The following is a 23,180-nucleotide window of genomic DNA, read 5'->3' as shown; positions in this document are numbered from 1 at the left end:
TACCGGAACGGCCAGCCGGCTCGATGCTCCCTGCCAGGGCGAGGGCCCGCCAGCGCCGTGCCGTTCCACGTCGGGGCGAAAGTGGGCGCCGCGGCCGACGTCGATGCGCCCACTTTCGACAAACCCTGCGCCCCTCAGGCGAACAGGGCCTCGACGAACTCGTCGGGGTCGAGGGGGACGAGATCGGCGGGCGACTCGCCCAGCCCCACGAGCTTGATCGGCAGCCCGAGGTCGGCGACCACGGCCAGGGCGATGCCGCCCTTGGCGGTGCCGTCGAGCTTGGTGAGGACGACGCCGGTGACGCCGACCGCCTCGGAGAACTGGCGGGCCTGGACCAAGCCGTTCTGTCCCGTCGTGGCGTCGAGGACCAGCAGCACCTCGCCCAGGTGGGCGGGAGACCGCTCTGCCACCCGCCGCACCTTCTTGAGCTCCTCCATGAGGTTGACCTTGGTGTGCAGGCGCCCGGCGGTGTCGACCAGCACCAGATCGGCCCCCCGAGCCACCGCCCGTTGCACGGCGTCGAACAGCACCGACCCGGGATCGCCACCTTCGGACCCCCGCACCAGGTCGGCCTCGACGCGCAGCGCCCATGACTCCAACTGCTCGGTGGCGGCGGCCCTGAACGTGTCACCGGCGGCCATCACCACCGAACGCCCTTCGGCCGCCTCGCGCATCCCCACCTTGCCGATCGTCGTGGTCTTCCCCACGCCGTTGACACCGACGAAGAGCCAGACGTTCGTCTGCCCCGGCTCCTGATGAAGGGAACGGTCTCCCCGACCCATGATCGCCTTGAGGTCCGACTTCAGCGCCTCGAGCAGCGCGTCGGGGCCCGAGATCTCACCGGCCTTGACCCGCGTGCGTAGCCCGTCGAGCAGCGAGGTGGTCGTCGACACCCCGACGTCGGCCAGGATCAGGGCCTCCTCGAGCTCGTCCCACGTCCCTTCGTCGATGCCGGAGCGTGCGAGCACCGCGCCGACGCGCCCGGCGAGGAGACTGCGGGCCTTGCCCAGGCGCTCACGCAGTGGCGGCGGGGCGGCCACCTCGGGAGGACCGAGCACCTCCTCGGCCTCGGGGGGCGCCTCCGCGACGTCAGGCTGGGCGACGTCAGGCGGGGCGACCTGCGCTGAGGGTGGCGGCGGAGGCTCGAGCTCGACGCCGGAGCTGCGACGCCGCAGTGCAGTACCGGCCACCAGACCGAGCGCGACCACCACAACGAAGGCGAGGACGGCCACGATCAAGATGATTGTCATGGCGTCGTGAGCCTAGCTGCCGCTCTGCTTGTCAGGCCGAGGCTCTCACTCGCTCGCTCACGATCTTGGAAGACCCGCCCGGCTGCATCGTGACCCCGTACAGCCAGTCAGCAGCCTCCATCGTCCGCTTCTGGTGGGTCACGACGATGAGCTGGGCCTCGTCGCGGAACTCTTCGATCAGATCGAGGAAACGCCGGAGGTTGACGTCGTCGAGGGCGGCCTCGACCTCGTCGAGCAGATAGAAGGGCGAGGGCCGGCTGCGGAACACCGAGAAAAGGAAGGCGATGGCCACCAGGGCCCGCTCGCCGCCGGACAGGAGCGAGAGCTTCTTCACGTTCTTGCCCGCCGGCTTGGCTTCCACCTCGATGCCCGTCTCCAGCAGGTTGTCGGGGTCGGTCAGTCGGAGACCCCCGACGCCCCCCGAGAACAGGGTCGAGAACAAGGCGGAGAAGTGCTTGGACACGTCCGCGAAGGCGGCCGCGAACACCTGCACGATCTCGCCGTCGATGGCCCGGATGACCTTGGCCAGCTCTCGCCGCGCCCCTCGCACGTCCTCCAGCTGGGACTCGAGGAACTCGTGGCGCTCGCGCAGCGAGGTCAGCTCTTCGATGGCCAGCGGGTTGACCGGGCCCATCAGGCGCAGCTCACGTTCGAGCTCCCTGGCTCGCTGGGCGATCGTGACCCCGGGGGGTGGCTCGGGGCGGGGCGCGGCCACGGCGACCTCCGGCTCGTGGTCGAGCTCCCGACGCACGGACTCGACCGCCGCCTCTTGTCGGAGCCGGATCTCGGCATCCTCGATCTCCGCCCGTTGGGCCCGCTCCCGGAGCTCGGCCAGGCGACGCTCGGCCTGCAGACGCTCGTTGCGGAGCTGGTCGAGGTGGGCGGCCCGGTCGTGCAGGGCGGCGGCCATCTGACGCCGCTGCTCGCCCACGATCCGGGCCCGGTCATCGAGGGTGGCCACGTGCCCGGCCACCAGGGCGCTCAGGCGGTCGATGGCGACCGCGGCCGCCTCCATCTGCTGGCGGCGGTCCGCGGCCTGGGCCACTTCCGTGCGGTCGCGCTCGAGCCGCCGCTCGATGTCACCGAGCCGGCCGGCGAGGAGCGAGCGTCGTTCATCGAGGCTTGCCGTCCGCACCTCGAGCCCGGTCCGGAGCTGGGCCACGGCGGCGACCCGCTCGTCCACCTGTGCCTTGGCCTCCCGTGCCGCGGCCACCCGTTGGGCGACGTCTGCCTCATCCGCCTCGAGCGAGGGAAGGCGCTGCTCGAGCGACGCGACCAGTGACGCGTCGTGCTCGATGCGCTGGGCCAGCTCCTGCTCCTGATCCCGAGCATGCTGGGCATCCTGGGCGAGCACCCCGAGCTCGGACTCGGCGCGGGTGACCGCCTCGGCGGCCCTGGCCGAACGGGCATCGGCCCGCTCGACGTCTCTGGCCAGCTCCGTCTCTGCTGCCCGAGCCGCGGCCACCTCGGCCCGAGCCGCCCCCAGGTCCTCGCTGGCGGTGGCGACCGCTTCGGCGCACGTCGCCGCCCGGGCCCGCGCCTCCTCGAGCGCCGCTCCCGTAGCGGTCGGACCGCCGTCACCGATCCGCCAACCCGACAGACCGAACCGGTCACCCTCGACGGTGACCACGATGAGCTCCGGTCGGCTCAGGGCCAGGCCCACCGCCTCGTCCCAGCCTCCGGGCGCCACGACGGCGCCTGCCAGCAAGACATCGAGAAGGTGCTCGACTCCGTCGACGGCGGAGCGGACGTGGGTCCGGATCAGGTCGACCTCCGCGAGATCGGCGGAGGCGACGACAGGCAGGTGCCCCCGGGCGCCGAGGGCCAGCACGGCACCCCGCGTCTCTGCCTCGCGCAGATGACCGAGCGCAGTCCTCGCCTCGGCCGGGCCGGCCATGACCACCGCGGCCAGCGCCTCCCCCGCCGCCGCCTCGAACGCCCGCTCCCAACCGAGGTCGACTTCCACGAGCTCCAACAGGGTGCCGACGACCCCCGGCACCTCCGACAGCCGCTCGGCTCCGGCTCGGGCCCGAGCCTCGTCGAGGGCGAGAGCCAGTGCATCGGCCCGTGCCTGCCACGAGTGATGGTCCTGGTCGGCGCGGCGCAGACCGGCCTCCGCCCGCTCGACCCCGGACTCGGCCGACGAGCGACGGGTCGCCGCGTCCTCGGCCGCCGCGGTCAACGACGGTGCCGCCTGCCGGGAGGAGGCGATCTCGTCTCCGAGCCGACGTCGTTCAACTTCCAGACCCTCGGTCCGGTGGGCGATGGCGGCCAGTCGGGACTCGAGCCGGCCTCGCTCCGCCCGGTCGCGGTCGAGCCCGTGCCGGAGGGTCCGGAGCTGCCCGCGGGCGTCGGCCGCCGCCCCTTCCCGTGAGACGAGACCCATGGCGTCGCCGAGGGTCTCTTCGAGATCAGCTCGTTCGCCGGCGAGCGTCAGCTCGGCGGCGGCCAGCTCCGTGCCCGAGGGCTCGAGCTCCCGGGCCGAGTTCTCGGTCTGCTCGAGCTCGGACCGGAGGCGGGTGGCCTCGGCCTCCAGGGCGGCCACCACGTCCTGGTCCGCCAGGGCGCTCGCCGCGCTGGCGATCGAGCGACGCCGCTCGGCGAGAACGGCCGACATTCCGAGGGCCCGCTCCCGCAGGCTCTCCACCCGCCGGAGGTGGTCCGCCAGGTCGTCACCCCGGTCCGACGTGAGCGCGCTCTCGGCCGCGATCACCGAGGTGTCGAGCCCGGCCAGGCTCACCTTGAGCCGTTCCTGCTCTTCGTCGAGCCCCGCCCGGGTCTCACGGGACGCGGTCAGGCGGGCGTCGAGGTTGGCGAGCTCCCGACCGGCGAGGTACAGCCGCACCGCGTGCAGCTCGTCGGCCAGGCCGGCGTGGCGGCGAGCAGCCTCGGCCTGGCGCTCGAGGGGCCGGATCTGGCGGCGCACCTCGCCGAGCAGGTCCTGGAGCCGTTCGAGGTTCCCCTCGGTGGCCTCCAGGCGACGGTCGGCGCGCTCCCGCCGCCGGCGGTACTTGAGGACCCCGGCGGCCTCCTCGACGATGATGCGTCGGTCCTCGGGACGAGCGTTCAGCACGGCGTCGAGCTGGCCCTGGCCCACGATGACGTGCTGCTGGCGCCCCACGCCGGAGTCGGACAGCAGCTCCTGCACGTCGAGGAGCCGGCACGGGACGCCATTGATGGCGTACTCGCTGTCGCCGGAGCGGAACAGGGTGCGGCTGAGCGTGATCTCCGACGACTCGACAGGAAGGAGGCCCGAGCTGTTGTCGATCGTGAGGGAGACTTCGGCCCTTCCCAACGCCGAGCGCTTGGCCGATCCGGCGAAGATGACGTCGTCCATCCGGGCCGAACGGACGGTCCGGGGGCCCTGGGCCCCGAGCACCCACGCCACGGCGTCGACGACGTTCGACTTGCCGCTGCCGTTGGGACCGACGACCACGGTGACCCCAGGCTCGAGCTCGAGCGTCGTCGGCTCGGCGAAGGACTTGAAGCCCTTGAGCGTGAGCGCCTTCAGGAACACAGCGCGATCACGTTACCGGGGTGTCTGCCCGCCTTCGGGTATCCCCGCCGACCAGGGCTCTCACCGATCCTGCCCACCTCAAACCTGGCACCCTTCGCACAGGAACGACGACCGCCCCCCCAACCTGATCCTCGTGATCGGGCGATGGCAGCGCGGGCAGGGGAGCCCCTCCCGGTCGTACACCTGGTGGTGGGACTGGAAGTCACCGGGTCGGCCGAACAGGTCCCGGTACTGCTGGTCGGCGAGCGAGGAGCCTCGGTGTCGCACGGCGTCCGAGAGCACCTCGAGCATCGCCCGGTACAGCCGACGAATCTCCTCGGACGACAACGTCTCCGAGCCACGATCGTGGCGGAGCCCGGCGGCGAAGAGGATCTCGTCGGAGTAGATGTTGCCGATGCCGGCGACGAACCGCTGGTCCATCAGCAGCGGCTTCAGCTTGGTCTTGCGCGTGCGCAGCAGGTCCCCGAAGCGCACCCAGCTCATCACGTCGTTCAGGGGATCGAAGCCGAGGTGACCGAGCTCGGGCACCTCGTGAGCGACATCGGGCTCGGCGGCGACGAACATCTCGCCGAAGGTCCTGGGGTCGACGAAGCGCAGCTCGCCACCCTTGGTGAAGGCGATGGAGACGTGCGTGTGGCGGGCGGCGGCCTCCCGAGCGTTGCCGGGCCGTAGCAGCTGGCCGCTCATCCCCAGGTGCACGACGAGCACGTCACCGTCGTCCAGGGACAGCAGCAGGTACTTGCCCCGCCGCCTGACGCCGGCGATCCTGTGGCCCTCGAGCCGGCCCCTGAACTCAGCCGGGCCCCGATGCCTGCGGATCGAGCGTCGGCCCTTCACCTGTACGGACTTGATGCGCTTGCCGACCACCTCGCTGTCGAGATCCCGTCGTATGGTCTCGACCTCGGGGAGCTCAGGCACGATCGCCGCGCCGCCCACCGGTCGCCACCGACCGCTCCTCGGTCGGGTCCGGGGGCGGACGTCGGGTGCCGGAGAGATCGGCCCACGCCATCCGGGCCGCGGCCTGCTCGGCCTGCTTCTTCGATCTCCCCTCGCCACGACCGAGCAGCCGACCCCCGACCTGCACGCTGGCGCGGAAGCGCTTGGCGTGATCGGGACCCTCCTCCTCGACCGCGTAGCGGGGCAGCGGCTCGGCCTGACGGGCGGCCAGCTCCTGGAGGCGGGTCTTGTAGTCCTGGCCACCGGGTCCGGCGGCCGCCTCCCTGATCCGTTCGCCTAGCAGCTCCAAGACCAGGTCGCCGCTCCTGGCCAGGCCCACCTGGAGGTAGATGGCGCCGATGACGGCCTCGAAGGCGTCGGCCAGGATGGACGGCTTCTCCCGGCCTCCGGAGGCGTCCTCCCCCTTGCCGAGCAAGAGGGCCGACCCGAGGTCGAGGGAGGCGGCCATGTCGGCCAGCACCTCGGCGTTGACGACCGACGCCCGGACCTTGGCCAGCTCGCCCTCGGGCAGGTCCGGATAGGCCTGGAAGATGTGATCGGTGACGACCAGGCCCAGCACCGAGTCCCCGAGGAACTCCAGGCGCTCGTTCGAGGCCTCGTCGATCGTCTCCGCGCACCACGACCGGTGGGCCATGGCCTGCTGGAGCAGCTCGATCTCGTCGGGCTCCAGTCCCAACCGTCGCGCCAGCACAGCCAGCTCGGCACGACGCGGTCCCTGCGGCTCGGGCAGCTCAGGCGGCCTCGAGCTTGGCGACCACGTAGTCGACGGCGTCGCGCACGGTCTTGAGGTCCTCCAGGTCCTCGTCCTCGACCCGGAACCCCACCGTCCGCTCCCCCAGCTCCTCCTCGAGGCCTTCGACCAGCTCGATGAGGGCGAGCGAGTCGGCGTTGAGGTCCTCGGAGAACGAGGCCCCCTCGCTGATGGAGCTGGGATCGATCTCCAGGATGTCGGCGAGCTGGTCGCGGATCATCTCGAAGACCTGGCGACGGTCGAACGGGCCTTTCTCGACATGAGTCTCAGCGGGCACTGCTGCTCCTGGGGTAAATCGTCGTCGGGATCGTACCGGTATCAGGCGGTCCCCGCCGGCTCGACGAGGTCATGGGGCCGGCCGTCAGGTCGAGACCGCTCGTCGGAGGTCGTCGACCAGGCCCCGGGAGACCATGTCGTGGGCCACCCGCACGGCGTTCACGACCGCCCGGGCGGACGACGACCCGTGGCTGATGATGCACACCCCGTCCACGCCGAGCAGCATGGCCCCGCCGGTGGACTCCGGGTCCATCTCCTCCATGAGCGGAACCAGGGCGGGCATCAGCACCTTGGCCGCGGTCTTGGCCTCCTCGCTGGCCGTCATGACCCCCATGAGGAGGCTCACGAAGAACTTCATGCCGCCCTCGAGGGCCTTGAGGGCGATGTTGCCGGTGAAGCCGTCGGTCACCACCACGTCGGCGGCGTCGCTCAGCAGCTCCCGGGCCTCCACGTTGCCGACGAAGCGGATACCGACACCCTCGGAGAGCAGGGCGTGGGTCCGCTTGACCAGGGCGGTGCCCTTGCTCTCCTCCTCCCCGTTGGACAGCAGCCCGACGCGCGGCTCGGCGAGGTCGTACCGCTCGCGGGCGAAGAGCGATCCCATCTTGGCGAACTGGACCAGCCACTCGGGGGTGCACTCCGGGTTGGCCCCGGCGTCGAGCAGCACCGTGTGGGTGGACCCGGGCACGGGCAAGGGAGTGGCGATGGCGGGCCGGGCCACGCCGGGAAGGCGGCCCATGCGCAAGAGTGCGCTGGCCATGGCGGCGCCGGTGTTGCCGGCGCTGACCATCGCCGCCGCCCGGCCGTCTCGCACCGCCTCCGCCGCCCGGACGAGCGAGGCGTCCTTCTTGCGCCGGACCCCCTGGCCCGGGTCCTCGTGCATCCCGATCACCTCGCTGGCCGGCACGACCTCGAGGCCCCCGGTGTCGCCGAGCTCTTCGGGGCGACCCACCACCAGCACGGGGACATCGAGCTCTTCGACCGCCTGACGAGCACCGGCGACGATCTCCCCGGGGCCCCGGTCGCCACCCATGGCGTCGACGGCGACGGCGAAGGTCGCGGACTCCCGGGCCGCGGCCTTCCGGGCGGCAGGCTCGGGCTCGGCCACGGGGGCGGGGGAGGCCTCGGAAGCGGAGCTGGTCACGGGCCCGTCAGTCGACGTCGATGGCCTGTCGGCCCCCGTACCAGCCGCAGTTGGGGCACACGAGGTGGGGCCGCTTCACCCGCTGACAGTGCGGACAGACGCTGCGCGGCGGGGTCCCGAGCGTCCAGCTCGAGGCGCGGCGGCTGCGGGTCTTGGCCTTCGAGGTCTTCTTCTTGGGGACGGCCATCTTCTCTCGCTCTCGTCTGGCGCGTGCTGTCCGGACTTACCCGCTCAGCGGCGAAGCTCACCGCCTCGTAGGGCGTCGAGCGGCGCCCATCGGGGGTCGACCGACTCGGTCCGGCACGAGCAGCTCGCTTCGTTGCGGTTGATGCCACAGACCGGGCACAACCCGAGGCACCCCTCCGTGCAGAGGGGGACCTGGGGCAAGTCCAACAACACAGCGTCGCGCGCGAGCGGCTCCAGGTCGAGCTGGTCACCTCGCAGGGGGTAGGTCTGCTCGGGGTCTCCGCTCCGTTCGAACAGCTCGCGGACGGTGCTCCGCAGCTCGCCGCGGGCCACAGCCAGGCAGCGGCGGCACTCGCCGGCCCAGGGTGCCGTCACCGACCCGGTCGCCATGATGCCGCCGTGAACCGACTCGAGCAGCACCTCCACGACCACCCGGGCCCCCTCGGGCACGGAGCTGCCGGTGACGGCCAGCTCCGGAATTGGCCCCTCGCGCCGCTCGCGCCGGCTGGCGCCCGGCTGGCGCCGAAGGGTCGCCACGTTGACGACAAAGGGATGCTGGGTCATCGTCCTCGCCCCCTGTCCCTAGCCTCGGTCCTGGTCGAAGAACTCTCCCCCGTTGGCGTCGGGTCCGTTCGCCACGACTTCGTTGGGCTTGACCGTTCCCGAGTCGAAGCTGACCAGGCCGCCGCTGACGGTCAACGCCGGCGTCTCCTGGAGCTTGCGGCGCCCGGACTGCACGGTCTTGGCCGTCCGTTCGAGCAGGTCCTCGAAGGTGGCCAGCTTGCGTTCGCAGTAGTCCTCGGCCTCCCGGCGCAACCGTCGGGACTCGTCGTGGGCCCGGTCGATGACCCGCTGGGCGGCGTGCTGGGCCTGGCGGACGATCTCGCTGCGCTGCACCATGCTCTCGGCCTGCACCCGGGAGGCCTCGAGGATGTCCTCGCCCTCGCGCTGGGTCTTGCTCAGGAAGTCGTCGCGCTCTCGCAGCATCCACCGGGCGTGGCGGAGCTCCTCGGGAAGCTTGTCGAGCGCCTCCTCCAGCACGTGCACCAGCTCGTCCCGGCCAACGAGGGCGTTGGCGGACAGCGGCACCGCCTTGGCCCGACGGACGGTCTCGATCGCCGAGCGCAGCAGCTCCTCGGTGCCGGATCCGTCCACCGGCTCGAACAGGCTCACGGCCCGAACTTCTCCTCGAGCCGCTTGGCGACGGGGGCAGGCACGAGGCCGCTGACGTCGCCGCCGAAGCGCGCCACCTCGCGCAGGAGCCTCGAGGCGATGAAGGAGTGGGTGGAGGCAGTGGGGATGAACAGCGTGTCGATGCCCGACAGCTGCTGGTTCATCTGGGCCATCTGCATCTCGTTCTCGAAGTCGGTCACGGCCCGCAGACCCTTCACGATGGCCGTCGCCCCGACCTCCTGGGCCACGTTGACGACCAGCGTCGACATCCCCACGACCCGCACTCGCGACAGGTGGGTGGTGGACTCCTCCACCATCACCTGCCGCTCCTCGAGGCTGAACATGGGCGCGCCCTTCTGAGGGTTGCGGAGCACGGCCACGATCACCTCGTCGAAGAGGCGGCTGGCGCTCTCGACGACCTCGAGATGACCGTTGTGGAACGGGTCGAACGAACCGGGAAACAGGGCGATCCTCACGAAGCACCTTTCCGAGCGACCTGATCCGGAAGCGGCTGGACCAGGGTCACCACGCTACCGCCGTAGCGCTTGGTAGTCCGTACAACCCACCCCGGAGGGACCTCGAGCGGCAGCGAGGACTCGAGCACAGCCAGGCCGGCAGACAGTCCGTCGAGCAGCCGCTCCCAAGCCCTGAAATCGTACGGGGGGTCGCACAGGGCCAGGTCGAACGCCTGATCGCCCCGATCCAGCCACTTCAGCGCGTCGGCCCGCACCACCTCGGACGGGGCCTCGGCCAGGCCGACCGCGGCCAGGTTGTCCCGTATGGCCGCGGCCGCGGCCGGATCCCGGTCGACAAACGTCACGTGCGCCGCACCCCGCGACAGGGCCTCGATGCCGAGGGCGCCGGTACCGGCGAACAGGTCGACGACCGTCGCCCCCTCCACCGCCTCCAGACTGGCCAACACGTTGAAGACGGCTTCGCGAACTCGGTCGCCCGTCGGCCTGATCGAGCGGCCCGCCGGAGCCCGGAGGCGGCGCCCTCCTGCCACCCCACCGACCACGCGCATGGACCCGAGATTACCGGCGCCCCGCCGTCGCTCCGGGTATGGGGGACTAGCTCTTGAAGAGGAACTCGGCCTCGTCCTCGTCGATCCTGAGGCGGACCTCGTCGGCCAGCACCGGGTGACCGACCAGGGCGGGGTCGGCGTCGACGAGATCGAAGGCCATCTCCCTCGCCTTCTTGACCAGCTCCCGGTCCCGACGCAGGGACGCGAGCTTCAGATCGGTGCGCCCTTGCTGGCGCGTACCGAGGATCGTGCCTTCGCCCCGAAGCTCGAGGTCCACCTCGGCCAGCTCGAAGCCGTCGGTCGAGCGCTCGAGCGCCTCCAGCCGCTTCTCGCTCTCGGGTGAAGATCCCTCACCCAGGAGGTAGCACCACGAGGCGTCCGCTCCCCGGCCCACCCGGCCCCGCAGCTGGTGCAGCTGCGCCATGCCGAAGCGGTCGGCGTCCTCGATCACCATGACCGTGGCGTTGGGAACGTCGACACCGACCTCGATCACCGTCGTGGCCACCAGCACCGGCACCTTGCCGTCGCGGAACTCGGCCATGACGGCCTCTTTGTCTTTGGCGGGCATCTGTCCGTGCAGCAGGCCCAGGCGTAGCCCGGCCAGCTCCTCCACGGCCAGGCGGTCGCGCTCCTCGGTAGCGGATCGGGCCTGGATTCGCTCTGACTCCTCGACGAGGGGACAGACCACATAGGCCTGCCGCCCGGCGGCGACCTCGTCCCGTACCTTGCTCCAGACGGCTGCGATCTCGAGGGGCCCCCGCGACCACGTGGTCCGCACCGGGGTCCGGCCCGGAGGGAGCTCACCGAGCTCGGTGACGTCGAGGTCGCCGTACACCGTCATGGCCGCCGTCCGGGGAATGGGCGTCGCCGTCATGACGAGCACGTCCGGGTCGGCGCCACCGGAAGACTTCCCCTTTCCCTTGAGGATGTCGCGCTGCTCGACACCGAAGCGGTGTTGCTCGTCGACCACCACGACGCCAAGAGAGGCGAAGCCGACCTCCTCGGTGAGCAGGGCGTGGGTGCCGACGAGGATGTCGACCGTCCCCTTGCGCAGACCCTCGTGGAGCCGGGTCCGTTCGGTCGGAGTCGTGCGGTTCGTCAGGAGGTCCACCCGGACGGCGCGATCACCCATCAGGGTGGAGTCGTCAGGCACCGTGAGCTCGCCCAGAAGCGACCGCACTCCGGCGAAGTGCTGCTCGGCGAGGACCTCGGTGGGTGCCATAAGGGCGCCCTGGTGCCCACCCTGGACAGCCACCAGGAGAGCGGCGACGGCAACGACCGTCTTGCCCGCCCCCACGTCGCCCTGGAGCAGGCGGTGCATGGGGTGCGCCTTCGCCAGGTCGTCCGTGATGGCGGCGATGGCCCGCTCCTGTGCGGCGGTGAGCGCGAACGGCAGGCGCCGGCGGAAGTCGTCGACCAGGGCCGGAGCCCCCGGAGGAGGCTCGACGACGTGGCGGATGCCCTCCGCCTGGCGCTCGAGGATCCGCTTGCGCATCACCAGCGCCACCTGGAGCCAGGTCAGCTCGTCGAAGGCCAGCCGCCGCCGGCCCTGCTCCATGGCTCGCATCGACTCGGGTGCGTGCACCTGGCCCATCGCCCGGGTCCTGTCGACCATCTCGAGGCGCGCCTGCCACGGCGCGGGCATCGGGTCGGCGAGCTCGCCGGCCCGCCGGAGGGCCTCCTCGATCCAAGCCGCCAGCTCCCACGTGCTGAGTCCGGCCTTGTCGGACTGGGGGTAGACCGGCACGATCCGCCCCGTGCGGTCTCCGACGAGATCGACGACCGGATTGGTCATCTGCCGTCGACCCCGGTACAGATCCAGCTTTCCGAAGAAGACAGCTTGTCGGCCGGCGACCAGCTGCTTGGCCCGCCATCCCTGGTTGAAGAACGTGCACCGCAGGTAGGCGGTGCCGTCGAACACGTCGATCTCGACCAGCGCCCTCCCCTGGCGCGTCCGCCGGCTGCTGACCCGCTTCACATGACCGAGCACCATGGCCTCTTCCCCCACCTTGAGGTCCTTGATCGCGACCTGCTGGGTGCGATCGATGTACCTGCGGGGGTAGTGGGTGATCAGTTCGAGGACGGAGGTGATGCCCATCTCCTCCAGAGCCTCGGCCTTCCTCGGGCCGACCCCGGAGAGATCGGTGACAGGACGCTGAGCCAGCGCCCGCAGGAGTAGGCGCCCGTCCGCATCCCTCCCCTCCATCAGTCGATGCTCAACAGGTACGGGTAGAGGGGCTGCTCACCGTGGTGGATCTCGACGTCGATGTCCGGGCGGTGCTCGCTCAGCCACTCCGTGACCCGGCGGGTGTCAGCCGGACTCGATCCCTCGCCCTCGATGAGGGTCACGATCTCGTGCTCGTCGGTGAGCAGCTTCTCGAGCAGCGCCGTGGTGGCCTCGGCGAGCGTCGGCTGCACCACCTCGATGCCGCGCTTCGAGAGGCCCAACCAGTCGCCCTCGGCGACGGGACCGGCCGGGCTGGGGCTGGCTCGCACGGCCCTGGTGACCTCGCCGGCGATGACCCGCTGGGCGGCCGAGGACATGAACCCGGCGTTGTCGTCGGCACCCGCCTCGGGGTCGTACTCGAGCAGGGCGGCGAAGCCCTCGGCGACGCCGACCGTCTTCACGACACGGACGCGCTTGTCGGTCAGGGCGTCCACCTGCTCGGCCACGGGCACGATGTTCCCGTTGTTGGGGAGCACCACGACCTCATCGGCCGGAGCCGCTTGCACGGCCTCGAGGATCTGCGCCGTCGACGGGTTCATCGACTGTCCCCCAGCGACCATCTGGTGGACCCCGAGCGACCGGAAGATCCTGCGGATGCCGGTGCCGGTGGCGACGGCGACCACCGCCGTGGCCGGCGCCGGCCAGGCGGGCTCCTCCTCGGGCGGCGCGCCCGCGGCCGCGTCCCGCACCCAGCGCTCCTCCTCGACCTGGTCCAGGAGGTCGGTCACGCGAATGTGGCGGGGCCGGCCGGCGTCGATGCCCGCCTCGACCGCGGCGCCGATGTCGTCGGTGTGAATGTGGCAGTTCCACGTCCCCTCCCCGCCGACCACCACGATCGAATCGCCGACCCCCGCCCACACGTCCTTGAAGGCCGGGATCGAGTCGTCGGGCGCTTCGAGCAGGTACATGACCTCGTACCGGAGGTCGCCGACGCTTTCCCCGCCCTCGGGCTCGGCCGAACCGGTGGCGGGTGGGCGGGCCGTTCCCTCGGGCCGCCCCGTCGGACCGGCGTCGCTCGCCGTCGTCCTCAGCGGCTCCGACGCCGCCAGCTTGGGCTCGGGCATAGGGCGCCCGGCCGCCACCAGGAGGAACGCGTCCAGCAACAGCAGGAAGCCCACGCCGCCGGCGTCGACCACCCCCGCCTGCTTGAGCACCGGCAGCAGCTCGGGCGTGCGAGCCACCGAGTCGGCGGCCGCTGCCCGCGCCGCGTCGAGCACGTCGACGAGGCCGCCGCCGGCGTCGGCCTTGGCCCGGGCGGCTGTCGCGGCGTCGGCCGCGACCGTGAGGATGGTGCCCTGCACTGGTCGCATCACGGCCCCCTCGGCCGCCGTCGCCGCGTCGACCAGAGCGGTGGCGACGTCCGCCGCCGCGGCCGACTCCAGCCCGCGGAGCACGTCGGACGCGCCCCGGAGGATCTGGGAGAGGATCACGCCCGAGTTGCCCCGCGCCCCCATCAACGAGCCGTGGGCCACCGCCTTGCACACCGCGGTCATCTCGAGATCGGACCCGCCGAGCGGCTCGAGCTCGTTCGCCACGGCCTCGAGGGTGAGGGCCATGTTGGTGCCCGTGTCGCCGTCGGGGACCGGGTACACGTTCAGGCGGTTGATGGCCTCCTGGTGGGCACGAAGGCCGTCGCGGTAGGCGAGCATCACCGCCATGACATCGCCGGCAGCAAGCCGGTCCAGCGGGTCCATGGTCGGATGCTAACCTTCTGTGGTCGCCACACAGCGTTCCCTCGTCGGGCACCCGATCGGGGCGCACGTGAGGCATCGTCCCCGGACCGAGAGGCTCGTCTCGTGGCAGCGGTATGCGAGGTGTGCGGCAAGCACCCCTCCTTCGGAATGAGCATCAGCCACTCCCACCGGCGCACCAAGCGCAGGTGGAACCCCAACATCCAGCGGGTCAGGGCGATCGTCGACGGCAGCCCGCGCCGCATCAACGTCTGCACCTCCTGCATCCGGGCCGGCAAGGTCGAGAAGGTTTCGCGCTAGCCGCCGCTACCAGTCGTGCTGCCAGCCCGAGGGTTGGAGCCGCTGGCCATCGAGCAGCCGCTCCCCGGGATCGGCCGTGCAGCTCCCGATGCGAAGTGGTGGCCGCAGCCGTGCCGTCCGGAAGGCCGCGGCCACGACATCGGGGTCCGGTGCGCTGAACGTCAGCTCGTAGTCCTCTCCCCCACCGAGCGCCTGGTCGGCCGTGGCCCCGTCAGCGACCGGCACGTCGGTGACCGCCAGCCCCACGCTCGAGGCCACGGCCACGCGATCGAGGTCGAGGGCGAGGCCGTCCGACACGTCGATCATGGCCGTGGCCCCGCCGGCCCGCGCAGCCTGGCCCTCCTCGACGCGCGCCTGGGGGCGCCGGTGGGCGGCGGCCAGCTCCGGAGCTTCCTGACCTCGTCCCGATCGCAGCAGCTCGAGTCCCGCGGCCGACGCCCCGAGCGGGCCCGTCACGAAGAGGGCGTCGCCCGGCCTGGCACCGGAGCGAAGCACCGCTGGCCTCCCCCCGCTCGTCCCCGTGACCGCGACCGAGACCACGAGGACGTCGGCGTTGGCGAGGTCCCCCCCGACGACCGGGCACCGGTAGTGGCGCGCCGCCTCGACCAGCCCGTCGAACAGGCTGTCCAGGTCGGTCGAGGCCGGACCCGCCACGGCCACGAGCGCCTGCCGCGGTCGACCGGCCATGGCGGCGAGGTCGCTCACGTTGACCGCCATGGCCTTCCATCCCATGTCGGCGACTCCCACCAGATCGAGGTCGGCGTGGACCCCCGCCACCACGACATCGGTGGCGAGCAGGAGGTTCTCGGGCGGAGGCGCCACCACGGCGGCGTCGTCGCCGATCCAGGTCTCGCCGTCGGGAGGGCCGGGGAGCCGGGAACGGATCCGTTCGATGGCGGCCCGCTCCCCACGCTGTGTGGCGCCCACGTCGGCGAGCGTAGGGCGAGGGCGACCGAATCGGGACGAAATTGGGGCAGTCCTCGACCCTGACCTAGCATCGTGAGCGTCCATTCGTTGCGCGCAACGGCGCGCTCGACGAAACGAGGCGCTTGGCGATGGGACCGACGAAGAACCAGAGATTGCAGCAGTGGGTCGACCAGGTCGCTTCCCTCACCACGCCCGAGCGGGTCGTCTGGTGCGACGGCTCTGCGACTGAGTACGACCGCCTGGCCCAGATGCTGGTCGACAGCGGGACTTTCACCCGGCTCTCCGACGCCAAGCGGCCGAACAGCTACTGGGCCCACTCCGACCCGGCCGACGTCGCCAGAGTCGAGGACCGCACCTTCGTGTGCTCGCGGCTGGAGGTCGACGCCGGCCCGACCAACAACTGGCGGGACCCGGACGAGATGCGGGCCGAGCTGACCGACCATTTCCGGCACTCGATGCGGGGGCGCACGATGTACGTGGTGCCCTTCTCGATGGGCCCGCTCGGCTCGCCGATCGCCCACATCGGCGTACAGCTGACCGACTCTCCGTACGTGGCGACGAGCATGCGGATCATGACCCGCATGGGCACCGCCGTCCTCGACCAGCTCGGGACCGACGGGGAGTTCGTCCCCTGCCTGCACTCGGTGGGAGCGCCGCTCGAGCCCGGTCAACCGGACGTGGCGTGGCCCTGCAATCCCGAGAACAAGTACATCGTGCACTTCCCCGAGAGCAGGGAGATCTGGTCGTACGGATCCGGCTACGGCGGCAACGCCCTCCTGGGCAAGAAGTGCTTCGCCCTGCGCATCGCCTCGGTGATGGCCCGGGACGACGGGTGGCTGGCCGAGCACATGCTCATCCTCAAGCTCACCTCGCCGCGAGGTGAGACCCGCTACGTGACCGGCGCGTTCCCGTCCGCCTGCGGCAAGACCAACCTGGCCATGCTGGTCCCGACCCTGCCGGGCTGGAAGGTCGAGACCATCGGCGACGACATCTGCTGGATGAAGTTCGGCGACGACGGGCGGCTGTACGCCATCAACCCAGAGGCGGGCTTCTTCGGGGTGGCTCCGGGGACGAGCATGAAGACCAATCCCAACGCCATGCTCACTTTGGACGGCAACTGCATCTTCACCAATACGGCGCTGACCGACGACGGCGACGTGTGGTGGGAAGGCATGAGCGAGCACGCGCCCGCCCACCTCACCGATTGGCGCGGGGAGAGCTGGACCCCGGCGTCGCCGACCCCGGCGGCCCATCCCAACGCCCGCTTCACCGCTCCCGCCAGCCAGGACCCGGCCATCGCCCCGGAATGGGAGGACCCGGCGGGGGTGCCGATCTCGGCCATCCTGTTCGGTGGCCGGCGGGGCTCGGTCGTGCCGCTCATCGTCGAGGCCTTCGACTGGCAGCACGGGGTCTTCCTGGGCTCGATCATGGCGTCGGAGACCACCGCCGCCGCGGCCGGCAAGGTGGGCAAGCTGCGGCGGGACCCCTTCGCCATGTTGCCCTTCTGCGGCTACAACATGGCCGACTACCTGGGCCACTGGCTCGACATCGGCAAAGCCACCGACGCGGCCAAGCTGCCGAGGCTCTTCTACGTCAACTGGTTCCGCAAGGACGCCGACGGTCGGTTTCTGTGGCCCGGGTTCGGCGAGAACAGCCGGGTCCTCGAGTGGGTCTTCGAGCGCGTGAGCGGGCGCGGCGAGGCGGTGGAGACGCCGGTCGGGAAGGTCCCCGCACCCGACGCCATCGAGATCGACGGCCTCGACGTGTCCAGGGCCGACATGGAGCTGCTCCTGCGTGTCGATCCCGATGAGTGGCGACATGAGGTGCCACTCATCAGTGACCACTTCGAGCGGCTCGGCGACCACCTGCCCAGCGCGCTCACCGACGAGCTCGATCGCCTGGAAGGGCGCCTCGAGCGCTAATCCTCAAGGACCTCGAGGAGTCGCCTTCGGTGACGGCTGCCAGTGCGATGCCTCGGCGGGGACGGGGTGGACAGCCGGGGCGCCCGGTGTCACATGGCTGACATCGAAGGCACCGACCGCCGGACCGACCGTGACGATCAGCAGCATGACGGCGAGGAGCGTCCAGGCCACCACGGCGAGGCCGTCCAGGACCTTGAGGGCGCGCCGGACCGGCGCGCCGGCGGCCGCCGCGGCGGTGTCGGCCCGTGCCACGAGTCCCTCGCCAGGGCCGGGCGCCAGCGGCGGCGGGCGCAGCGCTCGGGCGCGCCGCTGGCCGGGAGTCGTGGACCGAGGGGGCACTCTTACGGATTCGACCCGCGGTGTGGCTCCCCTGCCCGAGGCGCGGATCGTGAGAACTTCTGTTCCACAACTGGTCGAAAGTGCGCGCGATGCCCACCAGCGCAGTGCCCGCTCGACTGTTGGCGGCTCCTCCGAGCGGCGGGCCCGATCCCCACCGCCGGCGGATCAGTCTTCGGCGCGGCCGCCTAGGTGGCGGGCGAGGAAGCGCTCGGCAGCAGCGTAGAAGCGCAGCCGGTTCTCGGGTTTGGCGAAGCCGTGGCCCTCGTCGGGGAACAGGAGGTACTCGTGGTCGATGCCGGCCTCGGTCAGGGCGGCGACGATCTGCTCGGACTCGGCCTGCTTGACGCGGGGGTCGTTCGCCCCCTGGGCGATGAGCAGGGGCATCCTGATGTCCTTGACCCTCGACAACGGCGAGCGTGACCAGAGGAACTCGGCGTCGGAGTCGGGATTGCCGACCCGGGTGTGGAACTGGGCGATCAGCGGGGCCCAGTAGGGCGGGACCGATCGGATGAGCGTTTCCAAGTTCGACGGCCCGACGATGTCGACGGCGGCCCGGAACAGCTCGGGCGTGAACGCCGCCCCCACCAGAGCCGCATAACCACCGTAGGACCCGCCGTAGATGGCGATCCGAGCGGGATCGGCCAGGCCCCGGTCCGCGACCCAGGCCACGGCGTCGACCAGGTCGTCCTGCATCTTGCCGCCCCACTCCCGGTCGCCGGCGTTCAGGAACTGCTTGCCGTAGCCGGTCGAACCTCGGTAGTTCACCTGCACGCAGAGATAGCCCCGGTTGGCCAGCCACTGGGCCTCGGGCTGGAAGCCCCACTCGTCGCGTGCCCACGGCCCGCCGTGGACCACGAGCACGGTGGGCAGTTGCTCCCTGGGCTCGCCGGCCGGAAAGGTGAGGTAGCCGTGGATCTCCAAGCCGTCGCGGGCGTCGTAGGAGAAGGGCTCCATCGGCGCCAGCTCGTAGCCCCCGAGGCTCGGCTGGTGCTCGAAGAGCAGCCGGGACTGCCTCGTCCGACGGTCATAGGCGAAGTACGGGATGGGTCCGGTGTCGTTGGTGAAGCCCACGAGCCAGGTGTCGTCAGCGTCGTCGTTGCTCACCAGCACCGGGTCACCCGGGTGCAGCGACCGCACAGCCGCCAGGTCGGCCTCGACGCCGGGATCGAGCACGAGGTAGTCGGTGCGCTCACGGGCGAAGGTGACCAGCTGGACCCGGCGGGTCTCAGGATCGAGCCGCACTTCGGAGACGTCGTTGACCGGGTCCTCGGCGATCACCTCGAGGGCGCCCGTGCCCAGGTCGGCGCGCACGAGACGCCCGGTGTTGGCGTCGAGCGAGCTGACTGCCAGGAGGCTCCCGCCGTCCCGGCTGAAGGCCACGATCGAGCTCGAAAGGGCGTCCTCGGCGGGTACCCGCTGGAGAGGACGCCAGTCCTCGGCCGCCGAGTCGCGCACCATGACGACGAAGCCGCCGTCGGCCTCGGGGGCCATGCCGGCGCGGACGACCAGCTCGGCGTCGGCCACCCAGCCGACCAGGCCCGGGTTGTCGAGGACCTTGCGCAGGTCCCCGCTCACCAGGTCCAGGTGGTAGACGTCGTGGAGTTGGGGGTTGTCCCGGTTGAGCCCGACCAGGACCTCGGTGGGAAAGCGCTTGTCGACGCCCAGCACCTGAGCCTGCACGTCCTCGAACGGCGTGAGGTCGCGGCCTGCCATCGTCTCGAGGTCCACGTCGTAGAGGCGCCAGTTCTCGTCGCCGCCACGGTCCTGGACGTACAGGAGGTGGACGTCGTCGTGGGCCCAGAGGAAGCTTCGGATGCCTCGATCGCGATCGTCGGTCACCGGCGTGGCGCCTTCGATATCAAAGGGCGGGCCTTCCGGGCCGGCCGTGTCAAAGGGCGGGCCTCCCGGGTCGGGCGTCGCCAGGTCGGCCACCCACACGTTCAGCACGCCCTCGACCGGCGCCAGCCAGGCCAGCCGGCGGCCGTCGGGCGAGACCCTGGGGCTCACCCGCTCCGGGTTGCCGAACAGCACGGCTCTCGGGATCAGCTCGACCATGCCGACTGACTACCAGGCGCGCCCGCCCGTTGCCCAGACTGGGGCGAGGACCTGGCACTACGATGCGGGCTCCGCGAGGCGAGGAGGATCCGTGTCCGTAATTGCTTACGTGCTCATCCAGACGGAGGTCGGCAAGGCCGCGCAGGTCGCCGAGGAGGTCTCCAAGATCCAGGGAGTGGTCTCGGCTGAGGACGTCACCGGTCCCTACGACGTGATCGTGCGCGCCGAGGCCGGCTCGGTCGACGATCTGGGCAAGATGGTCGTCAGCCGGGTCCAGCTCATCGAGGGCATCACCCGCACCCTCACCTGCCCGGTCGTCAACCTCTAACCCGCGGGCGCCGCCGCTGCCGCCGAGTTGGCCTCGGCCTCGGCTTGCGCCTGAGCGGCGATGTCAACGAGCTCGACGATCTCGTCATCGCGGAACCCGGCCATCGACCTGAACTTCCGGGCCAGGTGCACCGGGTTGTCCTCGCTCTCGCCCCGCAGCCCGCCGAAGCTGAAGAGCTTGTCCACCGTGCGCTGGAACTCCAGGGCCTGTGCCTGCCGGTCCTTGTCGGTGGCCGTCAGCCGCCTCAGCCAATCCGAGCCCATCTTCACGTGGGTCACCTCGTCGGCCAGCATCCAGTCCTCGCAGAAGTACAGCACCGGGTCCGACACGATGTCCCCGTAGTCGCGCATCGTGTTGAACACGTCGATGGCGAGACCTTCGAGCGCCCGGTTGACCCCGGTGAGCCGGAGCACCGGGTCCGAGTTGCAGGCCGCCTGGAACAGCATGGTCTGCTCGGAGAACTCGCCGATTCGGGTGCCCATGTGCTCGGTCAGCTTCACCGAGATCTCCACGTGGCGAGCCTCGTCCCAGCACTGGCGGGCCATGTCGAGCTTCATGGCGAAGGGAATCTCGTCGCGGCCGGCACCGGTGTCGAAGTCGTAGCACGTGCGCCCGGCGCCTTCGAGCGCCTGGATCTCTCCGACGAAGATGCCGTGCATCAGCGCCCGGGCGGCGTCGGGCGACTCCGCGTCCCGGTGATCGAGGACGTTGCGACGGACGCGGCCCGACCTGCGGGCGTCGAAGACCACGTCCTCGATCTGGATCCGCTCGAACCGCTCGTCACGGGCCAGATCATCGACCGACAGCATGCGCTTCATGGCGCCCCCTCGTGCGCTGGGTGCAGTTCATCGTAGTCTCCCTCCGTCACCAGGCCTCGGCGAGGATCTGGCGGGCCGCTTCCTCGCTCACCGGGCGAGGGTTGAGTCCCACGTTCATGTTGCCCTGGGACATGCGGGCGACGGCGTCGAGATCCTCCTCGGTGACCCCACACTCGGACAGACGGGCCGGCAGCCCGAGGCGGCTGCGGAGCCGATCGCAGGCGCCCGCAGGATCGTCTGGGTCGCCCAGGACAGCGCCGATCCGGGCCGCCTCCACGGGCACGGCGTCGGCGTTGAAGCGCAGGACGTGGGCCAGGAGCAGGGCGTTGGCGAGGCCGTGGGCGATACCCGTGCGACCGCCCAGCAGCTGCGCCAGCCCGTGGTGCGCACCCATGGTGGCGTTCTGCAGGGCGCGTCCACCGAGGGCCGCACCGACGAGCATGGCCGCCCGGGCGGTCAGGTCAGCGGGATCGTCCACCACCGTCGGGAGCGCCGCCGCCACCCGCTGGACACACGCCAGGGCCACGGCCTCCGCCTCGGGGGTGCGACGGGTGGCGTAGAGCGCCTCGACCCCGTGGGCGAGGGCGTTCATCCCCGTCTCGGCGCTGACCCGAGGCGGCGTATCCAGCGTGACGAGCGGGTCGTACACGGCGGCCACCGGGGCCACGGTCGGGCCTCCGGCTCCGCTCTTCCGGCGGGCGGCGAGATCGGTCATGCCGAAGAATGGCGTCACCTCGGCGCCTGAGTAGGCGGTGGGCACGGCCACGTGCGACAGGGCGGGGCGGTCCAGGGGCGACATGCCGGGCGTTCCCGCCTGCTGCTCGACGAAGAAGCACACCGCCTTGCCCAGATCGGCGCACGAGCCGCCGCCAAAGGACACCAACCCGTCGATCCCGTCGGCCTGCGCCTGGCGCACCGCCTCTTGCACCGTCCCCGTCGGGACGTGGGAGGCCACGCCGGCGAAGGTGGAGACGAGCTGCCTTCCGAGCAACGCTGGGATGCGGCGGCCGGCGTCGGAGACCGCCCGCCTCTCGGTCGTCACCAGCATCACCCGGCGGGCACCCGTCTCCTTGACCACATCGGCCAGCTCGTCCAGGCTCCCGGCCCCGAATCGGATGCGTTGCGGGTACCCCGTATGGATCCAGGAGTCGTCCACGACGATCACTCAGGCGATCAGGCGATGGCCCCGGCTTGGCGGAGCTTTTCCCGCTCGTCTGTCGCGAAGCCCCACTCCGCCAGCGTGTCGTCGGTGTGCTGGCCGAAGTGTGGCGGCGGAGCGTCGATGCCCCCGGGAGTCCGACTGAACCGAGGGGCGGGGGCGGGTTGAGGGATGCCGGCAACCTCCACGAAGGTCTCCCGCCGACGGTTGTGCGGGTGGCTGGGCGCCTCGCCCATGGACAGCACTGGGGCGAAGCACACGTCGCTCCCCTCCATGATCGCGCACCACTCGTCGCGGGTCTTGGTGCGGAACACCTCCGCCACCCGCTCCTTCACCGCCGGCCACTGGCTGCGGTCCATCTGCCCCGGCAGCTCCTCGCCCTCCAGGCCGGAGAGGCGCAGGAGCTCGGCGTAGAACTGCGTCTCGATCGACCCGACCGAGACGTACCGGTGGTCAGCCGTCTCGTACACCTCGTAGAAGGGCGCGCCGGTGTCGAGGAGGTTCGTGCCCCGCTCGTCGGTCCAGATGCCGATGGCCCGGAGGCTGTGAATGAACGTGGTGAGCACGGCGGCGCCGTCGACCATCGCCGCGTCGACCACCTGCCCCCGTCCCGAACGGCCGGCCTCCAGCAGGGCGCACACCACGCCGTAGGCCATGAACATGCCGCCGCCGCCGAAGTCGCCGATCAGGTTGAGGGCCGGCACGGGTCGCTCGCCGGCCCGTCCGACCGGATCGAGGGCCCCGGCCAGGGCGATGTAGTTGATGTCGTGGCCGGCAGCGTCCGCGTAGGGACCCTCCTGGCCCCAGCCCGTCATGCGGCCGTACACGAGGCGAGGATTGCGGGCCATGCACTCCTCGGGTCCGATCCCGAGCCGCTCCATCACTCCCGGGCGGAACCCTTCGATCAGGACGTCGGCCTGCTCCGCCAGCTTGAGCACCACCCCCGCACCCTCGGGATGCTTGAGATCGACCCCGACCGAGCGTCGTCCGCGGCCGAGGAGGTCGATGGGAGGGCTCGCAGGGTCGCCACCGCTCACCTTCTGGGCCCGGTCGACGCGCACGACGTCGGCGCCCATGTCCGCAAGCATCATGGCGGCGAACGGTCCGGGTCCGATGCCGGCGATCTCGATGACGCG

Annotated in this window: 21 protein-coding genes and 1 pseudogene; 3 read left to right on the top strand and 19 right to left on the bottom strand. The window is 71.1% G+C overall.

The features are described from left to right. Positions 1–134: 134 nt before the first annotated feature. From ftsY to VGF64_03500, 13 genes are all read right to left on the bottom strand, one after another. Positions 135–1,250: a signal recognition particle-docking protein FtsY gene (gene ftsY / locus VGF64_03560; GenBank protein ID HEY1633811.1), complete on the bottom strand. Its 1,116-nt coding sequence runs from the start codon at positions 1,248–1,250 to the stop codon at positions 135–137. Between the two features lie 31 nt (positions 1,251–1,281). Beyond that, on the bottom strand, positions 1,282–4,767 hold the full coding sequence (gene smc, locus VGF64_03555) for a chromosome segregation protein SMC (protein ID HEY1633810.1): 3,486 nt from the start codon (positions 4,765–4,767) through the stop codon (positions 1,282–1,284). 78 nt (positions 4,768–4,845) lie between these two features. Further along, positions 4,846–5,685, bottom strand: coding sequence for a bifunctional DNA-formamidopyrimidine glycosylase/DNA-(apurinic or apyrimidinic site) lyase (mutM, locus tag VGF64_03550; GenBank protein HEY1633809.1), 840 nt, complete (start codon positions 5,683–5,685; stop codon positions 4,846–4,848). Next, on the bottom strand, positions 5,678–6,415 hold the full coding sequence (gene rnc, locus VGF64_03545; protein ID HEY1633808.1) for a ribonuclease III: 738 nt from the start codon (positions 6,413–6,415) through the stop codon (positions 5,678–5,680). The genes mutM and rnc overlap by 8 nt, the downstream gene beginning before the upstream one ends. 40 nt (positions 6,416–6,455) lie before the next feature. Beyond that, the gene (locus VGF64_03540; GenBank protein HEY1633807.1) at positions 6,456–6,752 is read right to left on the bottom strand and encodes a phosphopantetheine-binding protein; all 297 of its coding nucleotides are present in this window, start codon (positions 6,750–6,752) and stop codon (positions 6,456–6,458) included. Between the two features lie 84 nt (positions 6,753–6,836). Then, the gene (gene plsX, locus VGF64_03535) at positions 6,837–7,895 is read right to left on the bottom strand and encodes a phosphate acyltransferase PlsX (GenBank protein ID HEY1633806.1); all 1,059 of its coding nucleotides are present in this window, start codon (positions 7,893–7,895) and stop codon (positions 6,837–6,839) included. Positions 7,896–7,902: 7 nt separating this feature from the next. After that, complete coding sequence (gene rpmF / locus VGF64_03530; GenBank protein HEY1633805.1) at positions 7,903–8,082, bottom strand: 50S ribosomal protein L32; 180 nt, start codon at positions 8,080–8,082, stop codon at positions 7,903–7,905. A 44-nt stretch (positions 8,083–8,126) separates the two neighbouring features. Further along, a complete protein-coding gene (locus VGF64_03525) occupies positions 8,127–8,645 on the bottom strand; it encodes a DUF177 domain-containing protein (GenBank protein ID HEY1633804.1) in 519 nt (172 codons plus the stop codon). A gap of 18 nt (positions 8,646–8,663) precedes the next feature. Continuing rightward, positions 8,664–9,254 carry a hypothetical protein gene (locus VGF64_03520; protein ID HEY1633803.1) on the bottom strand — a complete coding sequence of 197 codons (591 nt, stop codon included), beginning with the start codon at positions 9,252–9,254 and terminating at the stop codon, positions 8,664–8,666. After that, positions 9,251–9,730: a pantetheine-phosphate adenylyltransferase gene (gene coaD / locus VGF64_03515; GenBank protein ID HEY1633802.1), complete on the bottom strand. Its 480-nt coding sequence runs from the start codon at positions 9,728–9,730 to the stop codon at positions 9,251–9,253. The genes VGF64_03520 and coaD overlap by 4 nt, the downstream gene beginning before the upstream one ends. After that, on the bottom strand, positions 9,727–10,278 hold the full coding sequence (rsmD, locus tag VGF64_03510) for a 16S rRNA (guanine(966)-N(2))-methyltransferase RsmD (protein HEY1633801.1): 552 nt from the start codon (positions 10,276–10,278) through the stop codon (positions 9,727–9,729). Before rsmD ends, coaD begins: the two co-directional genes overlap by 4 nt. A 46-nt stretch (positions 10,279–10,324) precedes the next feature. Beyond that, entirely contained in the window at positions 10,325–12,484 is a 2,160-nt protein-coding gene (gene recG, locus VGF64_03505; GenBank protein HEY1633800.1) for an ATP-dependent DNA helicase RecG, read from the bottom strand. Further along, positions 12,484–14,199: a DAK2 domain-containing protein gene (locus tag VGF64_03500; GenBank protein HEY1633799.1), complete on the bottom strand. Its 1,716-nt coding sequence runs from the start codon at positions 14,197–14,199 to the stop codon at positions 12,484–12,486. Before VGF64_03500 ends, recG begins: the two co-directional genes overlap by 1 nt. Before the next feature lie 102 nt (positions 14,200–14,301). Here VGF64_03500 and rpmB point away from each other — a divergent pair, with 102 nt between their 5' ends. Continuing rightward, positions 14,302–14,496, top strand: coding sequence for a 50S ribosomal protein L28 (gene rpmB / locus VGF64_03495; GenBank protein ID HEY1633798.1), 195 nt, complete (start codon positions 14,302–14,304; stop codon positions 14,494–14,496). Positions 14,497–14,502: 6 nt separating this feature from the next. Here the strand turns inward: rpmB and thiL are convergent, their stop codons facing one another. Further along, positions 14,503–15,423, bottom strand: a complete 921-nt coding sequence (thiL, locus tag VGF64_03490; protein HEY1633797.1) for a thiamine-phosphate kinase — start codon at positions 15,421–15,423, stop codon at positions 14,503–14,505. A gap of 119 nt (positions 15,424–15,542) precedes the next feature. Here thiL and VGF64_03485 point away from each other — a divergent pair. Further along, a pseudogene (locus VGF64_03485) lies at positions 15,543–17,345 on the top strand (phosphoenolpyruvate carboxykinase (GTP)). 3 nt (positions 17,346–17,348) lie between these two features. Here VGF64_03485 and VGF64_03480 read toward each other — a convergent pair. After that, positions 17,349–17,684 carry a hypothetical protein gene (locus VGF64_03480; GenBank protein ID HEY1633796.1) on the bottom strand — a complete coding sequence of 112 codons (336 nt, stop codon included), beginning with the start codon at positions 17,682–17,684 and terminating at the stop codon, positions 17,349–17,351. Positions 17,685–17,849: 165 nt separating this feature from the next. Continuing rightward, positions 17,850–19,739: a S9 family peptidase gene (locus tag VGF64_03475; GenBank protein ID HEY1633795.1), complete on the bottom strand. Its 1,890-nt coding sequence runs from the start codon at positions 19,737–19,739 to the stop codon at positions 17,850–17,852. A 91-nt stretch (positions 19,740–19,830) separates the two neighbouring features. On the opposite strand from VGF64_03475, the gene VGF64_03470 reads away from it, so the two are divergent. Next, positions 19,831–20,067, top strand: a complete 237-nt coding sequence (locus VGF64_03470; protein ID HEY1633794.1) for an Lrp/AsnC ligand binding domain-containing protein — start codon at positions 19,831–19,833, stop codon at positions 20,065–20,067. Here VGF64_03470 and VGF64_03465 read toward each other — a convergent pair. From VGF64_03465 to VGF64_03455, 3 genes are all read right to left on the bottom strand, one after another. Further along, entirely contained in the window at positions 20,064–20,885 is an 822-nt protein-coding gene (locus tag VGF64_03465) for a DUF455 family protein (GenBank protein ID HEY1633793.1), read from the bottom strand. The genes VGF64_03470 and VGF64_03465 overlap by 4 nt on opposite strands. A gap of 46 nt (positions 20,886–20,931) precedes the next feature. Then, positions 20,932–22,050 (bottom strand): iron-containing alcohol dehydrogenase family protein, encoded by a 1,119-nt coding sequence (locus VGF64_03460; protein HEY1633792.1) that lies wholly within the window; start codon positions 22,048–22,050, stop codon positions 20,932–20,934. Positions 22,051–22,058: 8 nt separating this feature from the next. Next, positions 22,059–23,180 (bottom strand): CaiB/BaiF CoA-transferase family protein (locus tag VGF64_03455; GenBank protein ID HEY1633791.1); only part of this gene is annotated, 1,122 nt, incomplete at its 5' end.

The organism is Acidimicrobiales bacterium (genome assembly GCA_036491125.1).
GTDB lineage: Bacteria > Actinomycetota > Acidimicrobiia > Acidimicrobiales > AC-9 > AC-9.
Note: the sequence above shows the minus strand (reverse complement) of the source record. Positions and strands in the feature narration are given on the sequence as shown.

What these genes read in the sequence shown, in the direction of transcription:
- ftsY (HEY1633811.1), bottom strand. Translation starts at nt 1,250, where the DNA reads ATGACAATCATCTTGATCGTGGCCGTCCTCGCCTTCGTTGTGGTGGTC.
- rpmF (HEY1633805.1), bottom strand. Translation starts at nt 8,082, where the DNA reads ATGGCCGTCCCCAAGAAGAAGACCTCGAAGGCCAAGACCCGCAGCCGC.
- VGF64_03525 (HEY1633804.1), bottom strand. Translation starts at nt 8,645, where the DNA reads ATGACCCAGCATCCCTTTGTCGTCAACGTGGCGACCCTTCGGCGCCAG.
- rsmD (HEY1633801.1), bottom strand. Translation starts at nt 10,278, where the DNA reads ATGCGCGTGGTCGGTGGGGTGGCAGGAGGGCGCCGCCTCCGGGCTCCG.
- recG (HEY1633800.1), bottom strand. Translation starts at nt 12,484, where the DNA reads ATGGAGGGGAGGGATGCGGACGGGCGCCTACTCCTGCGGGCGCTGGCT.
- VGF64_03500 (HEY1633799.1), bottom strand. Translation starts at nt 14,199, where the DNA reads ATGGACCCGCTGGACCGGCTTGCTGCCGGCGATGTCATGGCGGTGATG.
- VGF64_03475 (HEY1633795.1), bottom strand. Translation starts at nt 19,739, where the DNA reads ATGGTCGAGCTGATCCCGAGAGCCGTGCTGTTCGGCAACCCGGAGCGG.
- VGF64_03465 (HEY1633793.1), bottom strand. Translation starts at nt 20,885, where the DNA reads ATGAAGCGCATGCTGTCGGTCGATGATCTGGCCCGTGACGAGCGGTTC.